Origin of the sequence: Streptomyces sp. NPDC096339 (assembly GCF_044762985.1) — a bacterium.
Lineage (GTDB): Bacteria > Actinomycetota > Actinomycetes > Streptomycetales > Streptomycetaceae > Streptomyces.
This window is the reverse complement of sequence record NZ_JBIWFI010000004.1, coordinates 154,194-179,313: the sequence shown is the minus strand read 5'-3', so window position 1 is coordinate 179,313 and position 25,120 is coordinate 154,194. Positions and strand designations below refer to the sequence as shown.

Annotated in this window: 21 protein-coding genes; 11 read left to right on the top strand and 10 right to left on the bottom strand. The window is 72.7% G+C overall.

Features of this window, described 5'->3' with window-relative positions:
* The first annotated feature begins 39 nt into the window (after nt 1-39).
* Complete coding sequence (locus ACIQ5Y_RS09175) at nt 40-3,159, top strand: sacsin N-terminal ATP-binding-like domain-containing protein (protein ID WP_403877007.1); 3,120 nt, start codon at nt 40-42, stop codon at nt 3,157-3,159.
* A gap of 13 nt (nt 3,160-3,172) precedes the next feature.
* Here the strand turns inward: ACIQ5Y_RS09175 and ACIQ5Y_RS09170 are convergent, their stop codons facing one another.
* A complete protein-coding gene (locus ACIQ5Y_RS09170; protein ID WP_403877004.1) occupies nt 3,173-4,132 on the bottom strand; it encodes a GlxA family transcriptional regulator in 960 nt (319 codons plus the stop codon).
* Between the two features lie 96 nt (nt 4,133-4,228).
* On the opposite strand from ACIQ5Y_RS09170, the gene ACIQ5Y_RS09165 reads away from it, so the two are divergent.
* Nucleotides 4,229-4,747 carry a PaaI family thioesterase gene (locus ACIQ5Y_RS09165; RefSeq protein ID WP_403877000.1) on the top strand — a complete coding sequence of 173 codons (519 nt, stop codon included), beginning with the start codon at nt 4,229-4,231 and terminating at the stop codon, nt 4,745-4,747.
* Between the two features lie 5 nt (nt 4,748-4,752).
* Here the strand turns inward: ACIQ5Y_RS09165 and ACIQ5Y_RS09160 are convergent, their stop codons facing one another.
* Together ACIQ5Y_RS09160 and ACIQ5Y_RS09155 are read right to left on the bottom strand one after the other, a co-directional pair.
* Nucleotides 4,753-7,224 carry an HAD-IC family P-type ATPase gene (locus ACIQ5Y_RS09160; protein ID WP_403876997.1) on the bottom strand — a complete coding sequence of 824 codons (2,472 nt, stop codon included), beginning with the start codon at nt 7,222-7,224 and terminating at the stop codon, nt 4,753-4,755.
* Between the two features lie 164 nt (nt 7,225-7,388).
* Entirely contained in the window at nt 7,389-7,688 is a 300-nt protein-coding gene (locus ACIQ5Y_RS09155; RefSeq protein WP_403876994.1) for a DUF2530 domain-containing protein, read from the bottom strand.
* 128 nt (nt 7,689-7,816) lie between these two features.
* On the opposite strand from ACIQ5Y_RS09155, the gene ACIQ5Y_RS09150 reads away from it, so the two are divergent.
* On the top strand, nt 7,817-9,277 hold the full coding sequence (locus tag ACIQ5Y_RS09150; RefSeq protein WP_403876991.1) for an NCS2 family permease: 1,461 nt from the start codon (nt 7,817-7,819) through the stop codon (nt 9,275-9,277).
* 14 nt (nt 9,278-9,291) lie between these two features.
* Here the strand turns inward: ACIQ5Y_RS09150 and ACIQ5Y_RS09145 are convergent, their stop codons facing one another.
* A complete protein-coding gene (locus tag ACIQ5Y_RS09145; RefSeq protein ID WP_030156886.1) occupies nt 9,292-9,474 on the bottom strand; it encodes a hypothetical protein in 183 nt (60 codons plus the stop codon).
* Between the two features lie 160 nt (nt 9,475-9,634).
* On the opposite strand from ACIQ5Y_RS09145, the gene ACIQ5Y_RS09140 reads away from it, so the two are divergent.
* From ACIQ5Y_RS09140 to thpR, 3 genes are all read left to right on the top strand, one after another.
* Nucleotides 9,635-10,072, top strand: coding sequence for a MarR family winged helix-turn-helix transcriptional regulator (locus ACIQ5Y_RS09140; RefSeq protein ID WP_403876988.1), 438 nt, complete (start codon nt 9,635-9,637; stop codon nt 10,070-10,072).
* A 24-nt stretch (nt 10,073-10,096) separates the two neighbouring features.
* Nucleotides 10,097-11,461 (top strand): MFS transporter, encoded by a 1,365-nt coding sequence (locus tag ACIQ5Y_RS09135; protein ID WP_403876985.1) that lies wholly within the window; start codon nt 10,097-10,099, stop codon nt 11,459-11,461.
* A gap of 277 nt (nt 11,462-11,738) precedes the next feature.
* Entirely contained in the window at nt 11,739-12,338 is a 600-nt protein-coding gene (thpR, locus tag ACIQ5Y_RS09130) for an RNA 2',3'-cyclic phosphodiesterase (protein ID WP_403876982.1), read from the top strand.
* A 148-nt stretch (nt 12,339-12,486) separates the two neighbouring features.
* On the opposite strand, the gene ACIQ5Y_RS09125 is transcribed toward thpR, so the two are convergent.
* Complete coding sequence (locus tag ACIQ5Y_RS09125) at nt 12,487-13,335, bottom strand: SDR family NAD(P)-dependent oxidoreductase (RefSeq protein WP_403876979.1); 849 nt, start codon at nt 13,333-13,335, stop codon at nt 12,487-12,489.
* 104 nt (nt 13,336-13,439) lie between these two features.
* Here ACIQ5Y_RS09125 and ACIQ5Y_RS09120 point away from each other — a divergent pair, with 104 nt between their 5' ends.
* The gene (locus tag ACIQ5Y_RS09120; RefSeq protein ID WP_403876976.1) at nt 13,440-14,051 is read left to right on the top strand and encodes a CGNR zinc finger domain-containing protein; all 612 of its coding nucleotides are present in this window, start codon (nt 13,440-13,442) and stop codon (nt 14,049-14,051) included.
* 66 nt (nt 14,052-14,117) lie between these two features.
* A complete protein-coding gene (locus tag ACIQ5Y_RS09115; protein ID WP_403876973.1) occupies nt 14,118-15,107 on the top strand; it encodes an aldo/keto reductase in 990 nt (329 codons plus the stop codon).
* 68 nt (nt 15,108-15,175) lie between these two features.
* Here ACIQ5Y_RS09115 and ACIQ5Y_RS09110 read toward each other — a convergent pair whose 3' ends face one another.
* Nucleotides 15,176-17,788, bottom strand: a complete 2,613-nt coding sequence (locus tag ACIQ5Y_RS09110; RefSeq protein ID WP_403876970.1) for an NACHT domain-containing protein — start codon at nt 17,786-17,788, stop codon at nt 15,176-15,178.
* A 262-nt stretch (nt 17,789-18,050) separates the two neighbouring features.
* Between ACIQ5Y_RS09110 and ACIQ5Y_RS09105 the strand changes: the two genes are divergently transcribed.
* Nucleotides 18,051-18,350 (top strand): hypothetical protein, encoded by a 300-nt coding sequence (locus ACIQ5Y_RS09105; RefSeq protein ID WP_403876967.1) that lies wholly within the window; start codon nt 18,051-18,053, stop codon nt 18,348-18,350.
* Here the strand turns inward: ACIQ5Y_RS09105 and ACIQ5Y_RS09100 are convergent.
* Entirely contained in the window at nt 18,347-19,015 is a 669-nt protein-coding gene (locus ACIQ5Y_RS09100; RefSeq protein ID WP_403876964.1) for a GDSL-type esterase/lipase family protein, read from the bottom strand. The two genes, ACIQ5Y_RS09105 and ACIQ5Y_RS09100, sit on opposite strands and share 4 nt — an antisense overlap.
* Before the next feature lie 76 nt (nt 19,016-19,091).
* Between ACIQ5Y_RS09100 and ACIQ5Y_RS09095 the strand changes: the two genes are divergently transcribed.
* Nucleotides 19,092-20,138: a WD40 repeat domain-containing protein gene (locus ACIQ5Y_RS09095; RefSeq protein ID WP_403876961.1), complete on the top strand. Its 1,047-nt coding sequence runs from the start codon at nt 19,092-19,094 to the stop codon at nt 20,136-20,138.
* Between the two features lie 279 nt (nt 20,139-20,417).
* Here ACIQ5Y_RS09095 and ACIQ5Y_RS09090 read toward each other — a convergent pair whose 3' ends face one another.
* The 3 genes from ACIQ5Y_RS09090 to ACIQ5Y_RS09080 all read right to left on the bottom strand — a co-directional run bounded on the left by ACIQ5Y_RS09090 (nt 20,418) and on the right by ACIQ5Y_RS09080 (nt 23,203).
* On the bottom strand, nt 20,418-21,893 hold the full coding sequence (locus ACIQ5Y_RS09090) for a flotillin family protein (RefSeq protein WP_403876958.1): 1,476 nt from the start codon (nt 21,891-21,893) through the stop codon (nt 20,418-20,420).
* Between the two features lie 115 nt (nt 21,894-22,008).
* Nucleotides 22,009-22,239: a hypothetical protein gene (locus ACIQ5Y_RS09085; RefSeq protein WP_403876955.1), complete on the bottom strand. Its 231-nt coding sequence runs from the start codon at nt 22,237-22,239 to the stop codon at nt 22,009-22,011.
* Between the two features lie 40 nt (nt 22,240-22,279).
* Nucleotides 22,280-23,203, bottom strand: a complete 924-nt coding sequence (locus ACIQ5Y_RS09080; RefSeq protein WP_403876952.1) for a DUF3027 domain-containing protein — start codon at nt 23,201-23,203, stop codon at nt 22,280-22,282.
* Between the two features lie 456 nt (nt 23,204-23,659).
* Between ACIQ5Y_RS09080 and ACIQ5Y_RS09075 the strand changes: the two genes are divergently transcribed.
* Nucleotides 23,660-25,024, top strand: a complete 1,365-nt coding sequence (locus ACIQ5Y_RS09075; RefSeq protein WP_403876949.1) for an MFS transporter — start codon at nt 23,660-23,662, stop codon at nt 25,022-25,024.
* Nucleotides 25,025-25,120: the final 96 nt, after the last annotated feature.

Sequence of the window (25,120 nt, the reverse complement as noted above, 5' to 3'; positions counted from 1 at the left end):
ACGGTCAGCGCCCCCGGGAAGCGACTTGGAGGCAGCGGCGTGAGCGTGCGAGTGACGGCGGCCCAGAGCGGCGTGGACCCCTTCGGCACGGCCCGGCTGCGGCGCGGGGTGCTCGACGCGTGGGGCGCGGGCCCGGCCCGGTTCCGCGAGGACGCCAACGCCGAGGAGGACCTCGCGCTCGGCGGCTACCGCGACCGGCTCGTCGTCGAACTGGCGCAGAACGCGGCCGACGCCGCCGCCCGCGCGGGCGTACCGGGCCGGCTGCGGCTCACCCTGCACCCGGGCGAGGGCGAGCACGAGCACGCCGTGCTGGCCGTCGCCAACACCGGTGCCCCGCTGGACGCGACGGGCGTGGAATCCCTGTCCACCCTGCGGGCCTCCGCCAAGCGGGAGCCCGCGCACGACAGCGTCGGCCGCTTCGGCGTCGGCTTCGCCGCCGTGCTCGCCGTCTGCGACGAGCCCGCGGTGCTGGGCCGGCACGGCGGGGTCCGCTGGTCCCTGGCCGAGGCCCGCGAACTGGCGCGGGGCGCCGCCGTCGGCAGCCCCGGCCTCGGCGACGAGCTGCGCCGCCGCGACGGGCACGTCCCGCTGCTGCGGCTCCCGCTGCCCGCCGAGGGCACCGCACCCGAGGGATACGACACCGTCGTCGTCCTCCCGCTGCGCGACGCGGCCGCGGAAGACCTCGCCGAACGGCTCCTGGCCAGCATCGACGACGCCCTGCTGCTGACCCTGCCGGGGCTGCGCGAGGTCGTCGTGGACACCCCAGCGGGCGGCACCCGCACCCTGTACCGCCGCGACGAGGGCCCGTACACCGTCATCGAGGACTCCCGAACCGGCACCAACCGCTGGCGCACCGTCCGCCACGGCGGCCCCATCGAGCGGGCCCTGCTCGCCGACCGGCCCGTCGAAGAGCGGCTGCGGCCCGCCTGGGCGGTGTCCTGGGCGGTGCCCGTCGACGCCGACGGCGCCCCGGTGCGCCCCGCCACCGCGCCGGTCGTGCACGCGCCGACCCCGACCGACGAGCCGCTGGGCATCCCCGCCCTGCTCATCGCGACCCTGCCGCTGGACACCTCCCGCCGGCACCCCGCGCCGGGGCCGCTGACCGACTTCCTCGTGGAGCGCGCGGCCGACGCGTACGCCGAACTCCTCGGCGACTGGGAACCGGTGAGCACCGGGCTCGTGGACCTCGTACCGGGCCCGCTCGGCAAGGGCGAGCTCGACGGTGCCCTGCGCGCGGCCGTCCTGAAGCGGCTCCCCCGCACCGCGTTCCTCGCCCCGGCGGCCCCCTCCGAGGAGCTTTCGGCGCTGCGGCCCTTCGAGGCCGAGGTGGTGGAGGGCGCGGGCGCCGACACCGTGCGCGTCCTCGCCGAGGTGCTGCCGACGCTGCTCCCGGCGGGCCTGGAGCGCCGCCCCGAGCTGCGCACCCTGGGCGTGGGCCGGCTCCCGCTCGGCGACGCCATCGAGCGGATCGCGGGCATCGAGCGGACCCCGGAGTGGTGGCACCGGCTCTACGACAGCCTCGCCGGCGTCGACCCGGACCGGCTGTCCGGGCTGCCCGTGCCGCTCGCCGACGGCCGTACGACCATCGGCCCGCGCCACGTCCTGCTGCCGTACGCGGACACCCCGGCGGACCTGGCCCGCCTCGGGCTGAAGGTGGCCCACCCGGACGCGGCGCACCCGCTGCTGGAGAAGCTCGGCGCCCTCCCGGCGACGGCGCGGGCCGTGCTGACGACCCCGCAGGTACGGGCGGCCGTCGCCGCCTCCCTGGACGCGGGCGAGATCTGGGACGAGGACGCGGACACCCCGGACGCCGACGAACTCGCCGAGATCGTCCTGACGCTGGTCCGCGACGCCGAGCTGTCCCCGGGCGACGAGCCCTGGCTCGGGGCCCTCGCCCTGCCCGACGAGGACGGCGAACTGACCCCGGCGGGCGAACTGCTGCTTCCCGGAAGCCCGCTGGCCTCCGTCATCCGCGAGGACGAAGTCCCGTACGTGGACGCCGACCTCGCCGCCCGCTGGGACGCGGGCACCCTCACCGCCTGCGGGGTCCTCGCCACGTTCCAGCTGGTCCGCGCCACCGACGTGGTCCTCGACCCGGACGAACTGGAGCCGCGCGAGGGCGACTTCGCCGAGCCCGACGACGCGGGGCTGCTGGACGCGGTGGACGTGTGGTGCGAGGACGTCCTCGACCAGCTCCCCGACACCCCCGTCCCCCCGGTCGCCACGGAACTCGTCGCCGTCCGCGACCTCGACCTGGTCGACGACGACTGCTGGCCCCAGGCCCTGGCGATGCTGGCGCAGCCCCCGCTGCGCGACGCGCTGACCCAGCCCGTGCGCATCCTGCTCCCGGACGGCACCACCCAGTCCGTGCGCCCGTACACCGCGTGGTGGCTGCGCGACCACCCGGTGCTCGACGGCCGGCGTCCGGCCGGGCTGCGCGCGGCGGGCGGCGACCCGCTCCTCGAAGGGCTCTACACCTCGGCGGACGCCACCGGCTTCGAGGACGAGCAGGTGCTGCGGGCCCTCGGCGTACGCACCTCGGTCTCGGCGCTCCTCGACGAGCCGGGCGGCGCGGCCGAGCTCCTGGGCCGGCTCGCCGACCCGGACCGCGAGGTGACGGGCCGGCAGCTGCACGGGCTGTACGGCGCGCTGGCCGACCTGGACCCCGAGCAGGTCACCCTCCCGGACGAGCTGCGCGCGGTGGTGGACGGCGAGGTGGTCGTGGTGGACGCGGCCGAAGCCGTCATCGCCGACGCCCCGGACCTCCTCCCCCTCACAGCGGGCCTCCCCCTCCTCCCCGTCCCCCCGTCCCGGGCCGCGGACCTGGCGGACCTGCTCCAGGTCCGCCGCCTGTCGGAGACGGTCCCGGCGGAGGTCACGACCCCGGGCGAGGAACACGACGTACCGGACTCCGTCCGCGTCCTCCTCGGCCCCTCCACCCCGCTGACGTACCTCGAACACGAGGAACTGATCGCGGGCGGCACCGAGCTCGACTGGCGCCGCACCCCCGACGGCACCCTCCACGCCGCCACCCTGGAGGGCGTGGCGGCGGGCCTGGCCTGGTCGGCGGGCCAGTGGCCCCGCCGCTTCGAGGTGGCGGCCCTGCTGGAGGACCCGTCCCGCACGGCGGAACTGGCCCGCGACCGCTGGTTCGACTAGGCCGGCTGCCCCGTCACGGCCGGATCGCCCGCGGAGAGGTCCCGAGGCGGCGGCGGAGCAGGGCGCGCAGCGGGCCGGCGTTTTCGTAGCCGACCCGACGGGCCACCGCCGCCAGGGGCAGGGGAGTGGTGCGCAGCAGGTGCTCGGCCTGCTCCACCCGCAGGTCCTGGACCAGCCCGATGGGGGTGCGGCCCAGCGTGCGGGCCACGGTGCGCTGGAGCGTGCGTTCGCTGACGCCGAGCGCACGGGCCGCCTCGGCGACCGACAGCGGCTCCGCGATGCGGGCGCGCACCCACTCCTCGAAGGCGGCCACCAGCGGGTCCTGCCGGGCCAGGGCGCTGGGGATCGTGTAGGCGGCCTGGGAGGCGCGGTCGTCCACGACGAGGTAGTGCCGGACCAGGTCGGCCAGACTCTGGCTGCGCATCCCGACGATGGCCAGCGCCAGGTCGATGTGGCTGAAGGCGGCGCCCGCCGTGGTGACTCCGTCGGAGGTGGTCACCATGCGGGTCTCGTCCACGGACACGCGCCGGTAGCGGTCCCTGAACACGGGCGCGAGCCACCAGCTCGTGGTCGCCCGCAGCCCGTCGAGGACGCCCGACTCGGCGAGCAGGAACGTTCCCGTGCACGAGGAGGCAAGGGGCGTGCCGCGCTCCCGGGCCTGGGCGAGGACCGTACGCGCCGTGCGGTGGCCGGTGGAGGCGACCGCCTCCACGAGGGCGTCGGGGCGGCGTTCCGCGAGCGCGGGCAGCACGAGCAACCCCGCGTCCTCGGCGGTGGCGGCGGGTTCGGTCCGGATGCGGTGGCCGAGCCCGCTGCGCACGTCCCGCCGGACACCGACGGTACGGATGTCGAAGGCCGGGGGGACCGCGCCGGGCACCTGGCCGCGCAGCGCGTTGGCGGTGTGCAGGACGTCCAGGACGGCCGAGATCCCGGAGTCGAAGACCCCGTCGAGAGCGAGGACTGCGATTTTCATCCCCCCACGCTAGCCCGCCCTCCCTGTCGGAATCGGACTGCAAGGTGCCGGATGCGACACTCCCCCGGGCGGCTGCCCCCGCCCTAGGGTCGGGGCATGACCACGTACGAGACCACGGGGCCCGCAGAGCGCTCCCGCACCCATACCTGGCGGCCCCGGCCGGAGATCACTCCGGACATCCTCGGGATGAGCGGGCTGGAGATCCTCCGGGCGAGCCTGAAGGGCGAACTTCCCGGCGCCTCGATGATGAGCACCCTGGGTTTCCGGCTGACGGAGGCCCACGAGGGGGTCGCGGTCTTCGAGGGCGACCCTGGCGACCACCTGCTCAACCCGATGGGCACCGTGCACGGCGGCTTCCTGGCGACCCTGCTGGACTCCGCGCTCGGCTCCGCGGTGATGACCCGGCTCCCGGCGGGCACCACGTACACGACCGTCCAGCTGGGCGTCCACATGATCCGCCCGGTCCTGGCGGACACCCCCACCCTGCGCTGCGAGGGCACCGCCCTGCACGTGGGCCGCACCACGGCCACGGCCGAGGCCCGGATCACGGACGTCCGCGAAGGCAAGCTCTACGCCCACGGGACGACGACCTGCGCGATCCTGCGCATGCGGTAGGGGCGCTACGCCGGGAAGCGGCGGTTCACCCAGCGGAAGGTGAATTCGATCAGGGTGGCCGCCGCCGCGGCGATGGCCACGGCGATCCAGGGCATCGTGGCGCCCACCAGCTTGAGCTGGAAGAAGTCCTGGAGCCACGGGACGACCAGGACGATCAGGAAGGCGCCGCCCATCGCGCCGACCAGGGCGACCCGCCACCAGGTGTAGGGGCGCGCGATGATCGCCAGGACCCACATCGAGGTGAGGAAGAGGGTCAGGGTGGCCGCGCTGGTCTCGGCATTGAGGGAGTCGGGGCCCGTGTAGTACGCGCGGGCGATCAGGTACGAGACGAAGGTGGCCGTGCCCGCGATCACGCCGCCGGGGATCGCGTACCGCATCACGCGCCTCACGAAGTGCGGTTTCGCGCGTTCCTTGTTGGGGGCCAGGGCCAGGAAGAAGGCCGGGATGCCGATGGTGAGGGTGGACAGCAGGGTCAGGTGCCTCGGCAGGAAGGGGTACTCGACGCGCGAGCAGACCACCAGGATGGCGAGGAGCACCGAGTAGACCGTCTTCGTGAGGAAGAGGGTCGCGACGCGGGTGATGTTGCCGATGACCCGGCGGCCCTCGGCCACCACCGAGGGGAGCGTCGAGAAGCTGTTGTTCAGGAGCACGATCTGCGCGACCGCGCGGGTGGCCTCGGAGCCCGAGCCCATGGAGACGCCGATGTCGGCGTCCTTGAGGGCGAGTACGTCGTTGACGCCGTCGCCCGTCATGGCGACCGTGTGACCCCTGGACTGGAGGGCGCCGACCATGTCGCGCTTCTGCTGCGGGGTGACGCGGCCGAAGACCGTGTTCTCGTCCAGGACCCCGGCCATGTCGGCCCGTTCGCCGGGGAGCCCCCGGGCGTCCACGGTGTTCTCGGCGCCCGGCAGCCCCAGCTTCCCGGCGACCGCGCCGACGGAGACCGCGTTGTCCCCGGAGATGACCTTGGCCTTGACGTCCTGCTCCTCGAAGTAGCGCAGGGTGTCGGCGGCGTCGGGGCGCAGCCGCTGCTCCAGGACGACGAGGGCGGTCGGCCGCACCCCGGTGGCCACGGCCTCGTCGTCGAGCTCGCGGGCGGAGCGGGCGAGCAGCAGGACGCGCAGGCCCTGCTCGTTGAGGTCGTTGATCTCGTCGAGCGCCGGGTCCCCGGCGGGCAGCAGTACGTCGGGGGCGCCGAGCAGCCAGGTGTTGTTCTCGCCGTCGCCCTCGCTGAAGCTGGCGCCGCTGTACTTGCGGGCGGAGGAGAAGGGGAGCGACTCGGTGCAGCGCCACTCCGCGCTGTCGGGGTAGGCGTCGATGATCGCCTGGAGGCTGGCGTTGGGGCGGGGGTCGGACTCGCCGAGGGCGCCGAGGACCTTCTTGACGTACGCCGGTTCCGCGCCGCCGAGCGGGCGCAGTTCGGTGACGTCCATCCCGCCCTCGGTGAGGGTGCCGGTCTTGTCGAGGCAGACCACGTCGACGCGGGCGAGGCCCTCGATGGCGGGGAGTTCCTGGACCAGGCACTGCTTGCGGCCGAGGCGGATGACCCCGATGGCGAAGGCGACGGAGGTGAGGAGGACGAGCCCCTCGGGGATCATCGGGACGATGCCGCCGACGGTGCGGGCGATGGCGTCCTTGAGGTTGGAGTCCTTGCCGACGAGCTGGCTGAGGATCAGGCCGATCGAGGTCGGGATCATCATCCAGGTGACGTACTTGAGGATGGTGGAGATGCCGGAACGCAGCTCGGAGTGGACGAGCGTGAAGCGGGAGGCCTCTTCGGCCAGCTGGGCGGCGTAGGCCTCGCGGCCGACCTTGGTGGCGGTGAAGGCGCCGCCGCCGGCGACGACGAAGGAGCCGGACATGACCGGGTCGCCGGGCTTCTTCAGGACGGGGTCGGCCTCGCCGGTGAGCAGGGACTCGTCGATCTCCAGGCTCTCGGCCTCGCCGACGGATCCGTCGACGACGACCTTGTCGCCCGGTCCGAGTTCGATGACGTCGCCGAGGACGATCTCGGAGGTGGAGATCTCGGCGGTACGGCCGTCGCGGCGGACGCTGGGTTTGGCCTCGCCGATGACGGCCAGGCCGTCGAGGGTCTTCTTCGCGCGCAGTTCCTGGATGATGCCGATGCCGGTGTTCGCGATGATCACGAAGCCGAAGAGGGTGTCCTGGATCGGCGCGACGATGAACATGATCACCCAGAGGACGCCGATGATGGCGTTGAAGCGGGTGAAGACGTTCGCGCGGACGATGTCGGCGGTGGAGCGGCTGCTCCGTACGGGGACGTCGTTGACGTCGCCGCGCGCGACGCGCTCGGCGACTTCCGCCGTGGTCAGTCCGGCGGGCTTGAACCGGGGGGCCGGCGGCCGCACGGGGTGCACGGGGTCGAGCTCGGCCCCCGCGTCGATGGCGGCCCCGCCGCCGGCGGCGGCCGGGCGCCGCTCCGGCCCGTCGTGGTCGATGTCTGCCCGCTGCGTCATGGTTTCGACGTTAAGGGCGGTTCGAACGCTTTACCCGCCGAGCGGACCGAAGATCCGACTTCGGGATGACCCGAATCGTCCGTTGGTAGCCCCAACAGCCCCGCCGGCGTTTGAGGCGCGGGGTCTGGGGCGGAGCCCCAGGGGCCTGGCCCCCGCTCGCCGCACTACGCCTGACCCGCCTCCGGCAGCGTGCCGTCCTGTCGGGCCCGCGCAGCGGCCTCGGCCGCGTGGCGCTTGAGCGCGGCGTCACGGCCCCGGACGTACCAGATGCCGATCAGGCCGAGGAAGCCGCCGGCCGCGCAGGTCCAGACCCACCACAGCAGGTCCCGGTCGGCGAACCATCCGTAGAACGGGAGCTGGGCGAGGAACATGGCGAACCAGAGGATCGTGCCGCCCACGATGGTCGCGACGACCGGGCCCTCCAGGGGCTCGGGTGCCTCGTGCTTCGGAGTCCATTTCGCCATGCGCCAAGTCTAGGCGCCGCAATTCGCGGTCTACGCGCGGAGATGGACGCCCCTTCGTTCATGTGTTCATACTGAAACGGTTTGGGCCAGGCCCATTTTCTTCGTATGAACCCCCATTTGAGGACCGTATGAGCACCTCGGCCCCCGCCCCCGAAGCCATCCGTCCGGAGCCTTCCCCCCGGGAACCCTCCGGCGGCCTGGACCGCCACTTCAAGATCTCCGAGCGCGGCTCGACCATCGGCCGCGAGATCCGCGGCGGCTTCGCCACCTTCTTCGCGATGGCCTACATCATCGTGCTGAACCCGATCATCCTCGGCAGCGCGAAGGACATGTACGGGCACCAGCTCGACGGCGGCCAGCTGGTCACGGCGACCGTCCTGACGGCGGCCTTCACCACCCTCCTCATGGGCGTCATCGGCAACGTCCCGATCGCGCTCGCCGCCGGACTCGGGGTCAACACGGTCGTCGCCCTCCAGCTCGCCCCGCGCATGAGCTGGCCCGACGCCATGGGCATGGTGGTCCTGGCCGGCTTCGTCGTGATGCTGCTGGTCGCGACGGGCCTGCGCGAGCGGGTCATGAACGCCGTCCCGCTCGGCCTGCGCAAGGGCATCGCCATCGGCATCGGCCTGTTCATCATGCTGATCGGCCTGGTCGACTCCGGCTTCGTCACCCGCATCCCGGACGCCGCGCACACCACGGTCCCGCTCCAGCTCGGCACCGACGGCCACCTGCACGGCTGGCCCGTCCTGATCTTCGCGGTCGGCGTGCTGCTCACCCTCGCGCTGCTGATCCGCAAGACGCCCGGCGCGATCCTGATCTCGATCGTGGCCATGACCGTCGTCGCGGTCGTCGTCCAGCTCGTCGTCGGGCTCCCGGACTCCGGCTGGGGCCTGACCGTCCCCGAGTGGCCGGGCAACCCCGTGGCCGCGCCCGACTTCGGGCTCGTCGGCCAGGTCAGCCTCTTCGGCGGCTTCGGGAAGGTCGGGTTCCTGACGGGCGTCCTCTTCGTCTTCACCGTGCTGCTGTCCTGCTTCTTCGACGCCATGGGCACGATCCTCGGCGTCGGCGACGAGGCGAAGCTGATCGACAAGAAGACCGGCGAGTTCCCCGGGATCAACCGGGTCCTGCTGGTCGACGGCCTGGCCGTCGCCTCGGGCGGCGCGACCTCCTCGTCGGCGACCACCTGCTTCGTGGAGTCCACGGCCGGTGTCGGCGAAGGCGCCCGCACGGGTCTGGCGAACGTCGTGACGGGCGGCCTCTTCGCCGTGGCGCTGTTCCTCACCCCGCTCGCCACGATGGTCCCGTCCCAGGCGGCCACCCCCGCGCTGGTGGCGGTCGGCTTCCTGATCCTGGCGGGCTCGGTCAAGGACATCGACTGGAGCGACTTCACCATCGCCGTCCCGGCCTTCCTGGCCATGGTGATGATGCCCTTCACGTACTCGATCACCAACGGCATCGGCATCGGCTTCGTGAGCTTCTGCGCGCTGCGGCTGGCGACCGGTCGGGGCCGGGACGTCCCGGTGCCCATGTACGTCGTGTCGGCGGTGTTCGTCTTCTACTACGCGATGCCCGCCCTGGGCCTCACGTAGGCCCCGCGCCGGGCTCACGTCAGCCCGTAGAACTTCTCCGTCTCGTCGACGGCCGCCTTGAAGCGCTCGTCGAAGTCATCGCGAATGAGCGTCCGGACCACGTAGTCCTGGACGCTCATTCCGCGTTTGGCGGCATGAGTCCGGAGCCTGTCGAGGAGCTCCCCGTCTATGCGCATGCTCAGCACATGTGTCCCCATGCCGAAAGAGTCGGGGCTGGGGGCGTGTACGCGTGTCACTTTCCGCGCCCTACTCACCCTTACGAGTGATGAGGCCTGGTAGAGGCTGACGACGCGGGGCGGATGGGGTGCAAGGGAAACCCGGTGTTCTTTAGCGAGAGTAATGAGTTATTCTAAGGACATGCGTGACCTTTCCCATGGCGACGACGCTGCCGCCGTGAACGACCTCCGCTCCGCCGTCATGCGGCTGGGCCGGCGCCTCAAGCACCAGCGCGTCGACGAGTCGCTGAGCCCGACCGAGATGTCGGTCCTCGGCACCCTCGCCCGCTGCGGCCAGGCCACCCCCGGTGAGCTGGCCCGGCGCGAGCACGTACAGCCGCCGTCGATGACCCGCATCGTCGCGCTGCTGGAGGCCAAGGGCCTGGTCACGCTGGAGCCGCACCCCGACGACCGCCGACAGAAGGTGGTCCGCCAGACCGAGGAGGCCGAAGCGATGCTCGAAGAGAGCCGTCGCAAGCGGAACGCCTTCCTGGCCGGGCTCGCGGCCGAGCTGACCGAGGAGGAGTGGGCCAAGCTGCGCGCGGCCGCACCCGTCCTGGAGAAGCTCGCGCACCTATAAGGACGACGCCAGGAGGCGACCGCTTTGAGTACGGGAAACGGAGCAGACTCCGCACCCGGCCACACATCCACCCCCTCTACAGACACACGCCCGTGCACGAGCACGGGCAAGAGCAAGAACTCGATGTTCAGCTCGCTGAGGATCCGGAACTACCGGCTCTTCGCCACGGGCCAGGCCGTCTCGAACACCGGCACCTGGATGCAGCGCATCGCCCAGGACTGGCTGGTCCTCTCCCTGACCGGCTCCGCCTCCGCCGTCGGCATCACCATCGCGCTGCAGTTCCTGCCGATGCTGATGTTCGGCCTCTACGGAGGCGTACTCGCGGACCGGCTGCCCAAGCGGCCGCTGCTGATCGCCACCCAGAGCGCGATGGGCCTCACCGGGATCGCGCTCGCCGCGCTCACCCTGGCGGGACACGTCCACGTCTGGCACGTCTACCTCGCAGCCTTCCTGCTCGGCCTCGTCACCGTCGTGGACAACCCCGCGCGGCAGACGTTCGTCCCCGAGATGGTCGGCAAGAAGCAGCTGGCCAACGCGGTCAGCCTGAACTCGGCGAACTTCCAGTCCGCGCGGCTGGTCGGCCCGGCGATCGCCGGTGTGCTGATCACCGCCGTCGGCTCCGGCTGGGCCTTCCTGCTGAACGGACTGTCCTTCGCCGCCCCCGTCATCGGCCTGCTGCTGATGCGCACGGACGAACTGCACCCGGTCGAGCCGCAGCCCCGTACGAAGGGGCAGCTGCGGGAGGGCCTGCGGTACGTCGCCGGACGGCCCGAGCTGATCTGGCCGATCGTGCTGGTCGGCTTCATCGGCACCTTCGGATTCAACTTCCCGATCTGGCTGTCCGCGTTCGTCGACGACGTCTTCCACGGGGACGCGGGCACGTACGGGCTCTTCAACACGCTGATCGCGGCCGGCTCCCTGGCGGGCGCGCTGCTCGCGGCCCGGCGGGGGATCTCCCGGCTGCGGCTGCTGACGGCGGCCGCCGCGCTGTTCTCGGTCCTGCTGATCGTGACGGCCTTCGCGCCGGGGTTCTGGCTGTTCGCGGCGCTGCTGGTGCCGATCGGGCTGTTCGGGCTGACGGTCAACGTCACGGCCAACTCCAGCGTGCAGATGGCCACCGACCCGGAGATGCGGGGGCGGGTCATGGCCCTGTTCATGATGGTGTTCACGGGCGGCACCCCGGTGGGTGCGCCGCTCGTCGGCTGGATCACGGACACGTACGGCGCGAGGATCGGCATGGCGGCGGGCGGGGCGGTGTCGCTGGCGGCCTCCGTCGCCATCGCGGTGATCCTGGCCCGGGTGGGCGGCCTGCGCCTGAGCGTCTCCCGCCACGGGGTCGCCTTCGTCCCGGCCCCTACGCGCCGCCGCGAACTGGTGGCGGTGGCCTAGCCCCTGCGGGCCACCTCCCCGGAGCGCCGCCCCGGCCCCCGCGCCTCAAACGCCGGCGGGGCTCGGTTTGCCTCCGGCGGCGCCTCAAACGCCGGCGGGGCTGGATGTGGCCGCTGCCGTCCGCCCGGCGCGGCTGGATCGCCCGTAGGGCAATTCCAGCCCCGCCGGAGGCAAGACCAGCCCCGCCGGCGTTTGAGGCGCGGGGCCTGGGGCGGAGCCCCGGGGTGCCGCGCAGCGGTACCTCCGGCGTGCCCGGCGGGGCCTATACGCTCGGGCCATGAGACTGTTCGTCGCCGTGCTGCCGCCCCCCTCCGCGGTGGAGGAGCTCGCGCAGGCCGTCGAGGGGCTGCGGGACGACCGGCTGCGCTGGACCGGCCAGGCCGGCTGGCACTTCACGCTCGCCTTCCTCGGCGAGGTACGGGACGAGGTGCTCCCCGAGCTGCACACCCGCCTCGAACGCGCCGCCCACCGCACGACCCCCTTCCCCCTGCGCCTCCACGGCGTCGGGCACTTCGGGGACCGTGCGCTGTGGGTCGGCGCCGCCGGGGGCATCGACGCGATGCGCATGCTCGCCGAACGCGCCGAGGCCGCCGCCCGGCGGGCCGGGGTGCCGATGGGCCGGCACCACCGGTACACCCCGCACCTCACCCTCGGCCGCAGCCGCGAGATCCGGCGCGACCACCCCGAGCAGGGATCCGGTGACGGTCTGCGGCCCTACCTGGAGGCACTCGCCTCCTTCGAGGGGACCGCCTGGCCGGTCACGGAGCTGAGCCTGGTCCGCAGCAACCTGCCCACGAGCGGGATCCCCGGTGAGCAGCCCCGGTACGAGACGGTCGCGGCCTGGCCCCTGGAAGGGCGGCCCGAGGGGAGCGGTTAGGCTCGACGGGTGGATCCCAAGACCAGAAACCGTGTGATGGCCGGTGTGCTCGTGCTGATGTTCGTCGTCGTGGCAGTGGCGGCCGCCGTAGGCCAGTGACGAACGGGCCGGCGGCCGCGTCCGCCACGGCCCCGCGACCCCGCGCCGGTCAGCTGTCGACGGCGTCGGTCACGCGAATCCAGTCGTCCAGGTCCGCGGTGCGGGCCTCCAGGGCGCTTCGCATGCCCGTGGCACTGGAGGTGCCGAGGGCCAGGCGCAGCGGGGGGTTGGGGCTGTCGACCGCGGTTCGGATGCCTTCGGCGATCCGTGCGGCGGAGGAGAACGCGGACGCGGGCAGTTCCCCCATGCCCTTCTGGACCTCGCGGACGGTCCGGTCGTAGTCGTCGAGGCCCGCGGCGACGTCGAGGTTGGCCAGGAACGGGGTGGCCGTCATCCCGGGCTGGATGAGCGTGACGTTGATGCCGAGTGGTGCGACCTCGGCCACCAGCGCGTCCGACAGTCCCTCGACCGCGTACTTGGTCGCGGCCAGCAGTCCCACGCCGGGGTGGGCGGACTGCCCGTAGACGGACGAGCCCTGGAGGATGTGTCCGGATCGCTGGGAGCGGAGTACCGGCAGCGTCGCGCGGAGCACGTTGAGAACTCCGAAGACGTTGGTGTCGAACACGGCGCGGACCTGCGCGTCGGAGGCTTCCTCGACGGCTCCGAAGAGCCCGTAGCCGGCGTTGTTGGCGACCACGTCGATGCGGCCGAACCGCGAGAGCGTGCGTTCCACCGCTTCCCGGACGGCCTGCTCGTCACGCACGTCCGCCCGGATCAGGAGCAGGCGGTCGCCGTGCGCTTCGGTCAGTTCGTCCAGGGGTGCGGTGTCTCGGGCGATCGCCGAGACGGCGTCGCCGTTCTCGACTGCCTGGAGGGCCAGTTCGCGGCCGATGCCGGAGGTCGCACCGGTGATGAACCACGTGCGGGAGCCGGCCTGCTGGTTTGACGTTCCATTCATGTTGCGACCGTAAGTCGTTAGCTCATAACGCGTCAAGCGATGTGGCGCTGGACGTTGCCCGTTAGACGACTTAGTGCCTCTTCTCGCTGCGGTACGATGGGGTGATGAGCAGTACTGCGGCCGGATCCGCGAAACCCAGCCCGCGCACCGTCGCGCCGACGGTGGAGACCGTGCTCGCGTTCGTGAACACGCGCGCGGACGGAGGCGGCCGGCGGGAGCTGTTCGGGGACGGGCACTCCTTCGCGGCGTGGCTCGCGGAGCACGACGAGTTCGGCGGCGACATCGTGGCGACCGATGCCGACGCCGCCGCCGCACGCGAACTGCGCGACGCCCTGGTGACCCTGCTGCTCGCGCACTCGGGCGACGAGGAGAGCCTGGGCGAGCCGCTCCGGCAGGCCGAGGAACACCTGCGGCGCGCGGGTGCCCTCTACCCGCTGGCGACGGTGGTCACGGCCGGAGGAGTCGAGCTGGCGTCGCCGCAGGCAGGGGTGCCGCGTGTGTTCGGGACCGTACTGGCCGCGGTGACGACCTTCGCGCAGACCGGCGACTGGGGGCGCATCAAGGCGTGCCGCAACCCCCCGTGCCACTTCGGTTTCTTCGACCGCACGCGCAACGGGGCGGGGCTCTACTGCAGTACCGGCTGCGGCTCCCAGGTGTCCATGCGCAACTACCGCCGCCGGCAACGCCGGGAGGACGAGGCAACTCCCGGGGCGTGAACGGGCGGTTGCGCCGGCGCCAATGCGCTTGCCTGGAGTGGACTCGAAGCAGTTGGCTTGTGCCTCATGAAGTACACGCAGCTCGGACGCACCGGACTCAAGGTCAGCCGACTTGTACTCGGCACCATGAACTTCGGTCCGCAGACAGATGAACCGACCAGCCACGAAATCCTGGACGCCGCCCTCGACGCGGGTCTGAATTTCGTCGACACCGCCAATGTGTACGGGTGGGGTGAGAACAAGGGGCGCACAGAGGAGATCATCGGCACCTGGTTCGCACAGGGTGGTGGCCGGCGCGAGAAGACGGTCCTGGCCACCAAGGTCTACGCCTCCATGTCCCGCGAGGGCGAGACCTGGCCCAACGAGGACCGGCTGTCGGCGCTGAACATCCGCCGGGCCGTCGAGGCCAGCCTGAAGCGGCTCCAGACCGACCACATCGACGTCTACCAGTTCCACCACATCGACCGCCTGACCCCCTTCGAGGAGATCTGGCAGGCCGTCGACGTGCTGATCCAGCAGGGCAAGATCCTCTACGCCGGTTCCTCCAACTTCCCCGGCTACAAGATCGCCCAGGCCAACGAGACGGCCGCCCGGCGCGGGATGGTCGGACTGGTCAGCGAGCAGTGCCTGTACAACCTCTACGAGCGCCGCGCCGAGATGGAGGTCATCCCGGCGGCCCAGGACTACGGGCTCGGGGTCATCCCCTGGTCCCCGCTGCACGGCGGCCTGCTCGGCGGTGTCCTGAAGAAGGAGGCCGAGGGCAAGCGCCGTACCGAGGGCCGTGCGGCGGAGACGCTCGCCGACCCGGCGGTGCGGTCCCGGTTCCAGGCGTACGAGGACCTGCTCGACAAGCACGGCCTCGCCCCGGGTGAGGTGGGCCTGGCCTGGCTCCTCACCCGCCCCGGGGTGACCGGCCCGATCGTCGGCCCGCGCACCCCGGAGCAACTCGCGGGCGCCCTGCGCGCGCTGGAGCTGGAGCTCCCGAAGGAACTGCTGGCGGAGCTGGACGAGATCTTCCCCGGCCCGGGACCCTCCCCGGAGGCCTTCGCCTGGTGATCCCGTGGTGCACCGGCCGTCGCCCCCGTCGGGGGGCGACGGCCCGCACGCGCGCCGACGTCACGACGTCAGGGCAAGGGCCCCACGCGCGGCAGCAACTCCTCGGCCGTGGTGACGAAATGGCGCTGGACGAGGCTGTGCGGGAAGAAGAATCCGCTGTCCGTGCGGAAGAGCAGGACGCGTTGCTCCGCGGTGTGCAGGAAGCGCCCGTAGCGGTACGGGGTGCTGCCCCGGTGGGCGAGGACCGCACGGATCGTCCAGTGGCGTACGACCGCCAGGCCCCCGTAGCGAAAGCCGCGGACCACCGCGAACAGCGTGCCCAGCAGGCCTGCCACGAAGCCCGCGCGGCGCAGGTCCTGGTCGGGTGAGGCCAGCCCGATGAGCGTCGTCACGAACACGGCCGCCACGGCCAGGCCCGCGAACCCGTGGACCAGGGAGAAGCGGACGGTCCGGCGGATGCCCTCGTTGGGGCGGGGGCGCCGGTCCTGCAGCGAGGGCTCGAACTGGTTGCCGAAGACGTAGAAGGTGCCCAGTGCGAGGGCCACGACCGGGGCGATCCAGTCGGGCTCCGGGCAGACCAGGTGGACGACGTAACCGACCAGGAGGTCGATGGAGATCCACATGGCGATGGACAGCGCGAGCCGTTTCACGGGGAAGAACCCCTGGGGAGACATCGCCCGCTCGCTCCTGCGCCAGGTCCACCGCAACTGCTCCACGGGCGAGAACACGTCGGTGAGCATGCCTTCCATCTGGGTGGTCGCGACCCACAGATAGGCGAGCCCCACCACGATCGCTCCCGGCGACCCCAGGTGGACGCCCGTCAGCAGCATCAGGGTCAGGATGACCAGCATCGCCGGCCTGTTGTTCACCATGGGAATCACCAGGGCCCCGCGCTCCTTCTCGCGGCCCCTTCCGCGCTTCGTCTCGCCGCCCCTTCCAGGCTCCGGCCGCGTCAGGAAGTGCTCCTCCGACTGGTACGCCTGTACCGCGGTGTTGGCCACCATGCCCAGGGCGACGACGGCGGCGGCCGGCACGTCGGCGTGCAGCACCCCGGCCCGGTCCGCCGCCACCAGCCACAGCACGGGCACCCCCAGGGCGCAGGCCGCCATGGCCACGGTCGGCACGATCTTCGGCAGTATCGCCTCCCGGCGCGACAGCCAGCTCAGGTCCAGCCGGTCCAGGTACAGGACCTGCTCCTTGCGCTCGGTGAGCGTCCGGGCCAGCCACGTCAGCCAGGTCAGCGTCCGGTGCGGGGCGTCGTCCGGCTGCGGGCGGTCGCTCCGCAGGCACGTCCCCACGTAGGCGTCGAAGATCCGGCTCTGCCGGTCGTCGAGGGTGCCCCCCAGCCGCAGGTCGTCCGCGGAGCGGTTGGCGTAGGCGACGCAGATGATGTTCAGCATCATCGGCGACTGCAGCAGCGGCCACAGGTCCTGCCGCTCCGTCAGCGCCGCGCGCACGTCGGCGAGGGCCGTCCTGTTGGCGTTGAGGAAGGCCTCCACCTCCTCCCGCTCCGGCGGCTGGATCTCGACGTAGCTCAGCCCGCGCAGGCTCTCGGCCAGCCGTTTCAGATCGCCCTCGTCCGTGCGGCAGCCGACGGCCATGCCCGGGCAGAGCTCCCGAAGGCGCCGCAGCTCCTTGACGCACTTGCGCCAGTGCACCTTCGGGACCTCGTCCAGGCCGTCCAGCACCGGGAGCAGCAGGTGCTGCTCCAGCCAGCTGCGCACGAGGACCGCCGAGACGCCCTCGATCCTGCTCATCTCGGTGGTGAGCCAGTCCTCGACCGCTTCGCCGCGGTAGCCGTAAAGGCGCAGGTAGACCGGGATGTGGGCGGGGTCCGCGCCGCCACCACCGGCCAGGGCCTCCTCGGCCAGCCGGTGGGCGAGGAGGGCGAGCTGCGTGGTCTTGCCCATGCCCGGCTTGCCCAGCACCACCAGATCGTCCCTGGCCCCGTACAGCGCACGGATGTTGCTCACGTCGGTTTCCACCCGCTCGGGCGCGGCCCGCGGCACGCTGCCGGCCCGGCGTCCGGTCCGGGGGGCCGGCTCCTGCTTCCCCTCCTCCAGGATCACGAACCGCGGTTCGAGGTAGTAGTGCGCCTCGGAGCGCCGGAAGTCCTCGGCCGCCTTCTCCATGAACCCTTTGATCACCCGGCGCTGCATCTTTGCCGCGGCCTTGTCCCTGCGCAGCCGCCCCAGGAAGGTGAACACCGCGGCCACCCCTGCGAGAACGGCCCGCAGGAAGCGGCGGACCGGGTAGCGGGGCAGTTCCGTACCGGGACCGGACAGGGGCTGCGCCGCCTCCTCCTCGGGGCTCTCGTCCGCGACCCCGGGGAGCGGCCCCGGGTCCGGATCGCCGTCTTCGGCCTCCTTCGCCCGGGCGGCGGCCCGGTGCCAGCGCGGCTCCCAGTCGCCGGGGTCCCCGCCGAGCGCCGTGACCAACGGGAGGAAGCAGTCGAGCTCCGGAATCGTCTTGCCGGAGAAGAACTGCGACACGGCGCCGGAGGAGATGTGCGCCTCGCGGGCCATCGCTCTGACCGACAAGCGGTCGGCCGGTGCCGGCGCCATCCAGAGCTCGTCGTAGACCCGGCGCATGAGGGCCGCCCAGGGCTGTCTGTCGGGTGCGGCCGCCGCCGGGTCGGGGCGCTGGGGGCCCTTCGGGCGGTTACCTCCGGCTCCTGCCATTCACTCTCCTCGTTCAAGGACCGTTCATGGGCGTTCACGCGTTCATGGATGTCCGAAGCCCCTGGTCAGCGGCTTGCGGCGGGCGTAGAAACGTTCTCGGCGGAAGTCGTCGCCGGCCGTGGAGCCGGGGCTCCGCCGCTGCCCGGAGCACCCATCTTGGCGAGCCGGGCCGCGCTTGTACGGCCAACTGCCGGGATCGGTCGATTCGTTGGCTGATCCGCCGAAGTCCCCTTGCCCCGCCCGTCCTTCGAGGAGTTCACCGATGACTGCTTCCCGCCTTCTCGCCTCCCTCGGCGGTCTGTCGACGGCCGCGCTGGGCGTCGTGGCCGACGCTCCCTGGTGGGTGGCCGGCACCCTGGTGTTCGCCGGCCTCCTGGTCCTGCGGGCCGAGGCGCTCGTCGACGCCCGCAACGAAGCGCGCCGCGGGCTGCACGAGGACCGGCTGCTGGGCGAGGTGTCGCGCAAGCAGGCCCTGGACTACCTGAGGGAGGTCAGGCAGGCGCGGCGGCCTTCCGACGGGGAGGGGGAAGCGGAAGGGGGAGAGGCAGGGGCAGGTTCCTAGTGCTGCGGGCGGTAGGGGCCGCCGATGCCCCAGGCCTGGTGCAGCACCGCCGCGAACTCCCCCGCCAGGCGGTGCTCGCCGGAGGCGTTGGGGTGCGTGCCGTCGTAGGTGTCGTCGTGGATGTCGTACGAGGCCGGCCGCGCGGCCAGCAGGACGGGCGAGGCGTCGGTCGTCAAGTCGGCGACCGCCTTCGCCAGGAGCTCGTTGAAGCGGTCGACCTCGGCCGCGAAGGGCGCGTCCTCCTCGGCCCGGACGTTCGGAATCACCGGCAGGAACACCATCCGTACGCCCGGGTGGGCGGCGCGGGCCTCGGCGATGAACCGGCGGGCGTTGGCGGCGGTCTCGTCGGACTTCGTGTAGAAGCCGAGGTCGATCAGGCCCAGGGAGACGAGCAGGACGTCGGCCCCGCAGTCCCGGACGGCGGGCCCGATCAGGGGCGCCATGTGCTGCCAGCCCTCGCCCCAGCCGGCGAGGTGCCGGCGGGCGTGCTCGGGGAAGCCCGGGTCGGCGTACGCGGTGGAGCCCTCGTACAACTCGTGGCGCGGGCCGACGATCTCGTAGGGGCCGCCGAAGGTGGTGTCGAGGTGCTGCCACATCCGGTAGCGCCAGGTGTAATCGCCGGCGCGTCCGATCGTCATGGAGTCGCCGACGAACATGAAACGCATCCGGTCATCATCGCGGATCGCCCGCCGTGAGCAGCTGTGATGCCGGACACGCGGTGCGGGCCGGCAGGCTGGGGGAATGCGCATGCTGCCGTTGTCATCCGCCGCCGTCACCGCCGCCGTCACCGTCGTCGCGGCCGCCCTCGCCGTGCTGCCCTCGGCCGCCCTCGCCGTGCTGCCCTCGGCGGCCCTCGCCGTCTCCGCCTCGGGGACTCCCGGGGCGTCCTCGTTCACCATCACCGACCCCCGGATCAAGGAGTCGAGCGGGCTCGCGGCCAGCCGGATCCACCCGGGCGTGTACTGGACGCACAACGACAGCGACGACGGCCCGTACGTCTACGCCGTGGACTCGGCGACCGGGAAGACGGTGGCCCGCGTCACCCTGACGGGCATCGGGAAACCGCGCGACGTCGAGGCCATCTCACTGGGCCCGGACGGGCAGTTGTACGTCGGGGACATCGGCGACAACCTGAACGGCACCTGGGACCACGTGTGGATCTACCGCTTCGAGGAACCGAAGGAACTGGCCGACGTCACGGTCAAGGCGACCCAGTTCACCGTGCGGTACGCGGACGGGCCGCGGAACGCGGAGGCGCTGATGGTGCATCCGGTCACGGGCCGCGTGTACATCGCGAGCAAGGACGAGAGCAAGGGCGGCCTGTACGAGGGCCCCGCGGAGCTGTCGACCGGCTCGGCGAACGTGTTCCGGCGGGTCGCGGACGTGCCGTGGGTGACGGACGGGGCGTTCTCCCCCGACGGGACGCGGCTGACCCTGCGGGGGTACTTCATGGCCCGTACGTACCCGTGGAAGGACGGGCGGCCGGAGGGTGAGGGCGAACGGGTCGACGCGCCGTGGCAGGGGCAGGCCGAGTCGGTGACGTACACGCCGGACGGGCGGACGCTGATGTTCGGGGCGGAGGGCGAGGGCAGCCGCGTCGTGGCCGTCCCGGTACCCTCCGCGGCCCCGTCGCCCTCGGGCACCGCGGCCCCGGCCGCGCCCGGCTCCTCCGCGGCGGAGCCGGCGCCGCAGGGCAGCTTCACGAAGGGCGCGGCCGTCCTGGCGGTGGCCTTCGTGCTGGCCTTCGGCGCGAAGCGCGTGTTCCGGCGGCGGGGCGCGGGGGACTGAGCCCCTGCGGGCCGCCCTCCCGGGGGCTCCGCCCCAGACCCGGCGCCTCAAACGCCGGCGGGGCTGGGTTTGCCTCCGGCGGCGCCTCAAACGCCGGCGGGGCTGGATTGCCCGGAGGGCAATTTCAGCCCCGCCGGCGTTTGAGCGCCGGGGCTTTTGAGCCGCGCCTGGCGGACGGCAGCAGCAACATCCAGCCCCTCCGGCGTTTGAGGAGCGGGGCTGGGCGGAGCCCGGGATGCCGCGCAGCGGCGTCTCGGCCCCGCCCGGACCCGGTGGCCGTCACTCCTCGTGGATCGGCACCCGGCCGTTCAGGGACGGGGCCGCCGGGGCCGCCTCGGCAGGGGCGGCGGCAGCCGTCGGCGGCTGGGACATCGAGGCGAGGAGCTGGCGGGCCACGCCGAGGCCCGCGCCGCCCATGGAGAGGGCCTTCGCGAACATCTCCGACATCCCCTCCGCCCCGTTCAGCAGCACCATGTGCTCCACGTTCCCGAACGCCCCCGCGCCCGCCTCGACGATCGCCGGCCAGTTCTCGGCCAGCTGCTGCGCGACCACCGCCTCCTGGTTCTCCGCCAGCGCCGCGGCCCGCGCCTTGATCGCCTCCGCTTCGGCGAGACCCCGGGCCTTCGCCGCCGCCGCCTCCGCGAGACCGCGGGCCTGCGTCGCCGCCGCCTCCGCCTCACCCGTGGCCCGCGTCGCCGTCGCGGCCGCCAGACCGCGGGCCTCCGTGGCCGCCGCGTCGGCGGTCGCCGCCGTCTTGACGCGGGTCGCCTCCGCGGCCGCCGCCAGCTCCGTCTCCCGCGCCTTCGCCTGGGCCGACGAGATCCGCGCGTCGCGCTCCGCCTCGGCCCGGGTCCTGATCTCGTACGCCTTCGCGTCGGCCGGCTTGCGCACGTCCGCCTGGAGCTGCTGCTCCCGCCGGTGCGCCTCCAGCTCCGCCACCTTGGTCTCCTGGACCACGACCTCCTGGCGCGCCGCCGCCTCCGACAGCGGGCCCGCCTGGCGGGCGGTGGCCGCCGCCTTGTCGCGTTCGGCCTGGTAGCCGGCCTGGAGGATCTCGCTGTCCCGGGTGGCCTCCGCCATCCGCGCGAACGCGGTCTGCTCGGCCTCCGTCGCCAGCCGGTTCGCCTCGGCCTGCGCGATCCGCGCGTCCCGCTGCACGGCGGCCGCGTGCGGCATCGCCAGGTTCTTGATGTAGCCGGTCGGGTCCTCGATCTCGTGGATCTGGAGCGAGTCCACGATCAGGCCGAGCTTCTCCATCTCCGTACCGCAGGCCGCCCGGGTCTGCCCGGTCAGCTTCTCCCGATCGCGGATCATGTCCTCGACCGTCAGGCCGCCCACGATGGAGCGGAGATGACCGGCGAAGACGATGTGCACCCGCTCCGGCATCATCTTCTGCTGGTCGAGGAAGCGGCGCGCCGCGTTGGCGATGGACACGAGGTCATCGCCGATCTTGAAGATGACCACGCCCTTGACCCGCAGCGGGATGCCCTGGTGCGTCACGCAGTCCACCACGAGCTGCGTCTCGTTGAGGTCCAGGGACAGCTTCCGCACGGCCTGTACGCCCGGGACGACGAGCGTTCCGCGCCCGGTGACGATCCGGAACCCCATGCCCTCGCCGAGTCCCTCGGTCTTGTGCGTGGAGCCGGAGATGACGAGTGCCTCGTTCGGTTCGGCCACCCGCCACATGAGCTTGAACAGGCCGATCAGAGCCACGATTGCGGCGAGGACGATCCCCGCCACGACGCCGATAGCCATCGGCAACGCCCCCTTATTCCGGTGCCGTTCGGCACCGACGAGGGCGAGTCTGCGCCTGCCCGGACCGGCCGGGAAGACGTAGGCGGATTCTTATCGCCATCTTGATACACACAGCTCAGGCGTCGTAGGCCGCCATCACGTAGACGGTGCGCGGTGGCTGGTACTCGACGACCGTCACCACCGTCCCGACGCCGAGCCGTTCCGGCCCGGAGCCCGGCACCGGGTGGGCGAGGAAGTGCTCCGCCCCGCCCCGGATCCGTACGATGACCTCGCCCACGAGGCCCGGCCCGACCGTCCCGGTCACCCGGCCGGTCATCCCCACCATGTCCATGTCGGCGTCCCCCATGCCGCGAGGGTACGCCGCCGGAGCGGGTGGCGGACGGACCTTACGAGTGACCCAGGTCCGCGGCCTGTACGTCCGCCGGCGGGACCGAGCCGGTGTCCGCGGCGGGGGCGGGGTGCAGGGGGAACTCGTCCGCGGCCATCGAGTCGAGCACCGGCGGCGCCGGCCTCGGCGGCGCCGGCATGACCGCGGCCTCGGAGTGGCCTCCGCAACCGTAGGAGAGGGAGACCAGACGGCCGTCGGCCGGGGAGAACTCGTTCGCGCAGACGCCGAAGGCCTGGCCCAGCGAGCCGCCGATCGCGACCAGGAAGCCGCACGAGACGCACGAGGCCGGCGCCGCCTGCGCCATCGGGGTCTTCGCGCCGAAGCCCTCGTCCCAGCGGTCGGCCGCGGTGTGCAGCCCGTACCGGGACAGGACCCGGGCCCGGCGCATGCCCAGCTCCTCGGCCACCGAGGTGATCGAACCGCGGGCCGGGACCACCGTGCGGTCCGTGACGTCGGCGTCTTCCGCCTCGACCAGTTCGGCCATCTCGGTGGAAACGACCGAGTTCGGCGGCGGGGCGTCCTCGCCCGACCAGCCCGGCTCCAGCCGCAGGTCCTCCGCGTCCGTGGGCAGCAGGTCGCCGGGGCCCATGTCTCCGGGGCGCAGCCGCTCGCTCCACGGCACCCACTCCGGCGCGAGCAGCGCGTCGTCGCCCGGCAGCAGCACCGTTTCGTCGAGGGTGACGTTCTTCGCGCGGGAGGCGCGGGTCACGGTGACGGCCCAGCGCCAGCCCCGGTAGCCCGGTTCCTTGCACTCGAAGAAGTGAGTGACGACCCGGTCGCCCTCCGCGACGGCGGAGACGTGCTCTCCCACCACACCGGGGTACGCGGCCTCCTCGGCCGACGCGCGGGCGAGTTCTACCGCCTCGACGCACAGGCGGTCGGGGGTACGCGGGGTACGGCTTCGCGTCGTCGCAGCACTCACTTTTCTCGTTCTCTCCTACGCCGTCTCACGTGTGCGCCGTCCGTACTGTCGTCGTCAACGACCCGTCGGTGCCGTCCGTACGTGGCGCGGGCGGAGCGGACCAGAGGGCCGCGTCGACGTCCGCACCCGATCGGACTCCGGGCGCACCTTTATGCGATCCATTCTGCGGGATCGCGAAGAGGCGCGCGGCCAGGAGCAACCGCCGGTGGCGCGCTACGCACGCTACCTCCTCCGAAGCCTCCGGCCCACATGCAAGGTCCGATTCGCGGACAAGGAGCGGACCCGGAGTGGCCCCGGACCGGACCCGAGGCGGCACCCCGAGCGGACCCGAAGCGGACCCGAAGCGGATCCGAAGGCGGGACGGGCCGCGACGACCACGCGGCCACGACCCCACGAGCCCGCCACGAGCACGCGCCGGGAGGGCTCCCCGACGGCGGGGTGGGGCACTATGGCCACGTGGCACCCGCACGGTCGTCCGGCGACGGCTCGGGACCGGCCAGGCGGGCCGGCCGGGCCCTGGGGCGTGCCCTGCACACCCCGATCACCGGTACGGCACGCGGGATCCGGCGGGCCACGCACGCGCACGGGGCCGGTGAATCGGGCCTCGGCAAACTCATCGAGCTGCACGCCATCAACGGCGCCGGCGACATGCTCATCACCGTGGCTCTGGCCTCCACGGTGTTCTTCTCCGTCCCCACGGACGAGGCCCGCGGCCGGGTGGCCCTGTACCTGGGCATCACGATGGCGCCCTTCACCCTGCTGGCCCCGGTGATCGGCCCGCTGCTGGACCGGCTGCCGCACGGTCGCCGCGCCTCCATGGCGGCCGCGATGCTGGCCCGCGCGCTGCTGGCGGTGATGATGTCCGGCGCGGTGGCCACGGGCGGCATCCAGCTGTACCCGGCGGCGCTCGGGGTCCTCGTCGCGTCCAAGTCGTACGGGGTCGTGCGCAGCGCGGTGGTCCCGCGCCTCCTCCCGCCGAAGTTCTCACTCGTCAAGGCGAACTCGCGCGTCACGCTGGCCGGCCTGCTGGCCACGGGCGTGGCGGCGCCGGTGGGCGCCGGGCTCCAGGTGATCGGGCCGCAGTGGCCGCTGTACGGGGCCAGCGCCATCTTCGTCTGGGGGACCGTCGCGGCGTTCACGCTGCCGCACAAGGTGGACGAGGCGAAGGGCGAACGGCGGGCACGGCTGTCCACGCACGAGCCGCACTCGAAGCGGCCGGGCCTTCGCACGGTGAGCCGGTCGGTGCTGTGCGGACTGCTGGCGAACGCGTCGATGCGGGCGCTCTCCGGCTTCCTCATCTTCTTCCTGGCGTTCCTGCTGCGCGAGCACCCGCTCGGCGGGCAGAGCGCGGCGGTGTCACTGGGCATCGTGGCCGTCTCGGCGGGCATCGGCAACGCGTGCGGCACGGCGGTGGGCTCGTGGCTGCGGGCGCGGGCGCCGGAGGCGATCATCGCGGCCGTCCTGAGCCTGACCCTCGGGGTGGCGATCCTGGCGGCGGTCTTCTTCAGCGGGCTCTTCATGGCCGTCCTGGCCGCGACGGCGGGGTTCTGCCAGGCGCTGGCGAAGCTGTCACTGGACGCGATGATCCAGCGGGACGTACCGGAGGCCGTGCGGACCTCCGCGTTCGCCCGCTCCGAGACGCTCCTCCAGGTGGCGTGGGTGCTGGGGGGCGCGATCGGCATCGTCCTGCCGCTGAACGGGGTCCTGGGCATGTCGGTCGCCGCGGCGATGGTCGCCCTGGGCACGACCATGGCCCTCCGCGGCCTGTTGACCGCGCCGCGCCACCACCAGCCGGGGGCCCAGCGACCCCGCGTCGCGTAGCCGCCGAAGCCGCCGCTGCGCGGCCCCCTGGGCTCCGCCCAGACCCGCTCCTCAAACGCCGGAGGGGCTGGGTCGGGCGTTTGAGGCGCGGGGTGC

What these genes read in the sequence shown, in the direction of transcription:
- ACIQ5Y_RS09120 (WP_403876976.1), top strand. Translation starts at nt 13,440, where the DNA reads ATGAGCAGTACTGCGGCCGGATCCGCGAAACCCAGCCCGCGCACCGTC.
- ACIQ5Y_RS09170 (WP_403877004.1), bottom strand. Translation starts at nt 4,132, where the DNA reads ATGAAAATCGCAGTCCTCGCTCTCGACGGGGTCTTCGACTCCGGGATC.
- ACIQ5Y_RS09125 (WP_403876979.1), bottom strand. Translation starts at nt 13,335, where the DNA reads ATGAATGGAACGTCAAACCAGCAGGCCGGCTCCCGCACGTGGTTCATC.
- ACIQ5Y_RS09165 (WP_403877000.1), top strand. Translation starts at nt 4,229, where the DNA reads ATGACCACGTACGAGACCACGGGGCCCGCAGAGCGCTCCCGCACCCAT.
- ACIQ5Y_RS09115 (WP_403876973.1), top strand. Translation starts at nt 14,118, where the DNA reads ATGAAGTACACGCAGCTCGGACGCACCGGACTCAAGGTCAGCCGACTT.
- ACIQ5Y_RS09110 (WP_403876970.1), bottom strand. Translation starts at nt 17,788, where the DNA reads ATGGCAGGAGCCGGAGGTAACCGCCCGAAGGGCCCCCAGCGCCCCGAC.
- ACIQ5Y_RS09090 (WP_403876958.1), bottom strand. Translation starts at nt 21,893, where the DNA reads ATGGCTATCGGCGTCGTGGCGGGGATCGTCCTCGCCGCAATCGTGGCT.
- ACIQ5Y_RS09105 (WP_403876967.1), top strand. Translation starts at nt 18,051, where the DNA reads ATGACTGCTTCCCGCCTTCTCGCCTCCCTCGGCGGTCTGTCGACGGCC.
- ACIQ5Y_RS09100 (WP_403876964.1), bottom strand. Translation starts at nt 19,015, where the DNA reads ATGCGTTTCATGTTCGTCGGCGACTCCATGACGATCGGACGCGCCGGC.
- ACIQ5Y_RS09150 (WP_403876991.1), top strand. Translation starts at nt 7,817, where the DNA reads ATGAGCACCTCGGCCCCCGCCCCCGAAGCCATCCGTCCGGAGCCTTCC.
- thpR (WP_403876982.1), top strand. Translation starts at nt 11,739, where the DNA reads ATGAGACTGTTCGTCGCCGTGCTGCCGCCCCCCTCCGCGGTGGAGGAG.
- ACIQ5Y_RS09145 (WP_030156886.1), bottom strand. Translation starts at nt 9,474, where the DNA reads ATGGGGACACATGTGCTGAGCATGCGCATAGACGGGGAGCTCCTCGAC.
- ACIQ5Y_RS09140 (WP_403876988.1), top strand. Translation starts at nt 9,635, where the DNA reads ATGCGTGACCTTTCCCATGGCGACGACGCTGCCGCCGTGAACGACCTC.
- ACIQ5Y_RS09085 (WP_403876955.1), bottom strand. Translation starts at nt 22,239, where the DNA reads ATGGGGGACGCCGACATGGACATGGTGGGGATGACCGGCCGGGTGACC.
- ACIQ5Y_RS09160 (WP_403876997.1), bottom strand. Translation starts at nt 7,224, where the DNA reads ATGACGCAGCGGGCAGACATCGACCACGACGGGCCGGAGCGGCGCCCG.
- ACIQ5Y_RS09155 (WP_403876994.1), bottom strand. Translation starts at nt 7,688, where the DNA reads ATGGCGAAATGGACTCCGAAGCACGAGGCACCCGAGCCCCTGGAGGGC.
- ACIQ5Y_RS09095 (WP_403876961.1), top strand. Translation starts at nt 19,092, where the DNA reads ATGCGCATGCTGCCGTTGTCATCCGCCGCCGTCACCGCCGCCGTCACC.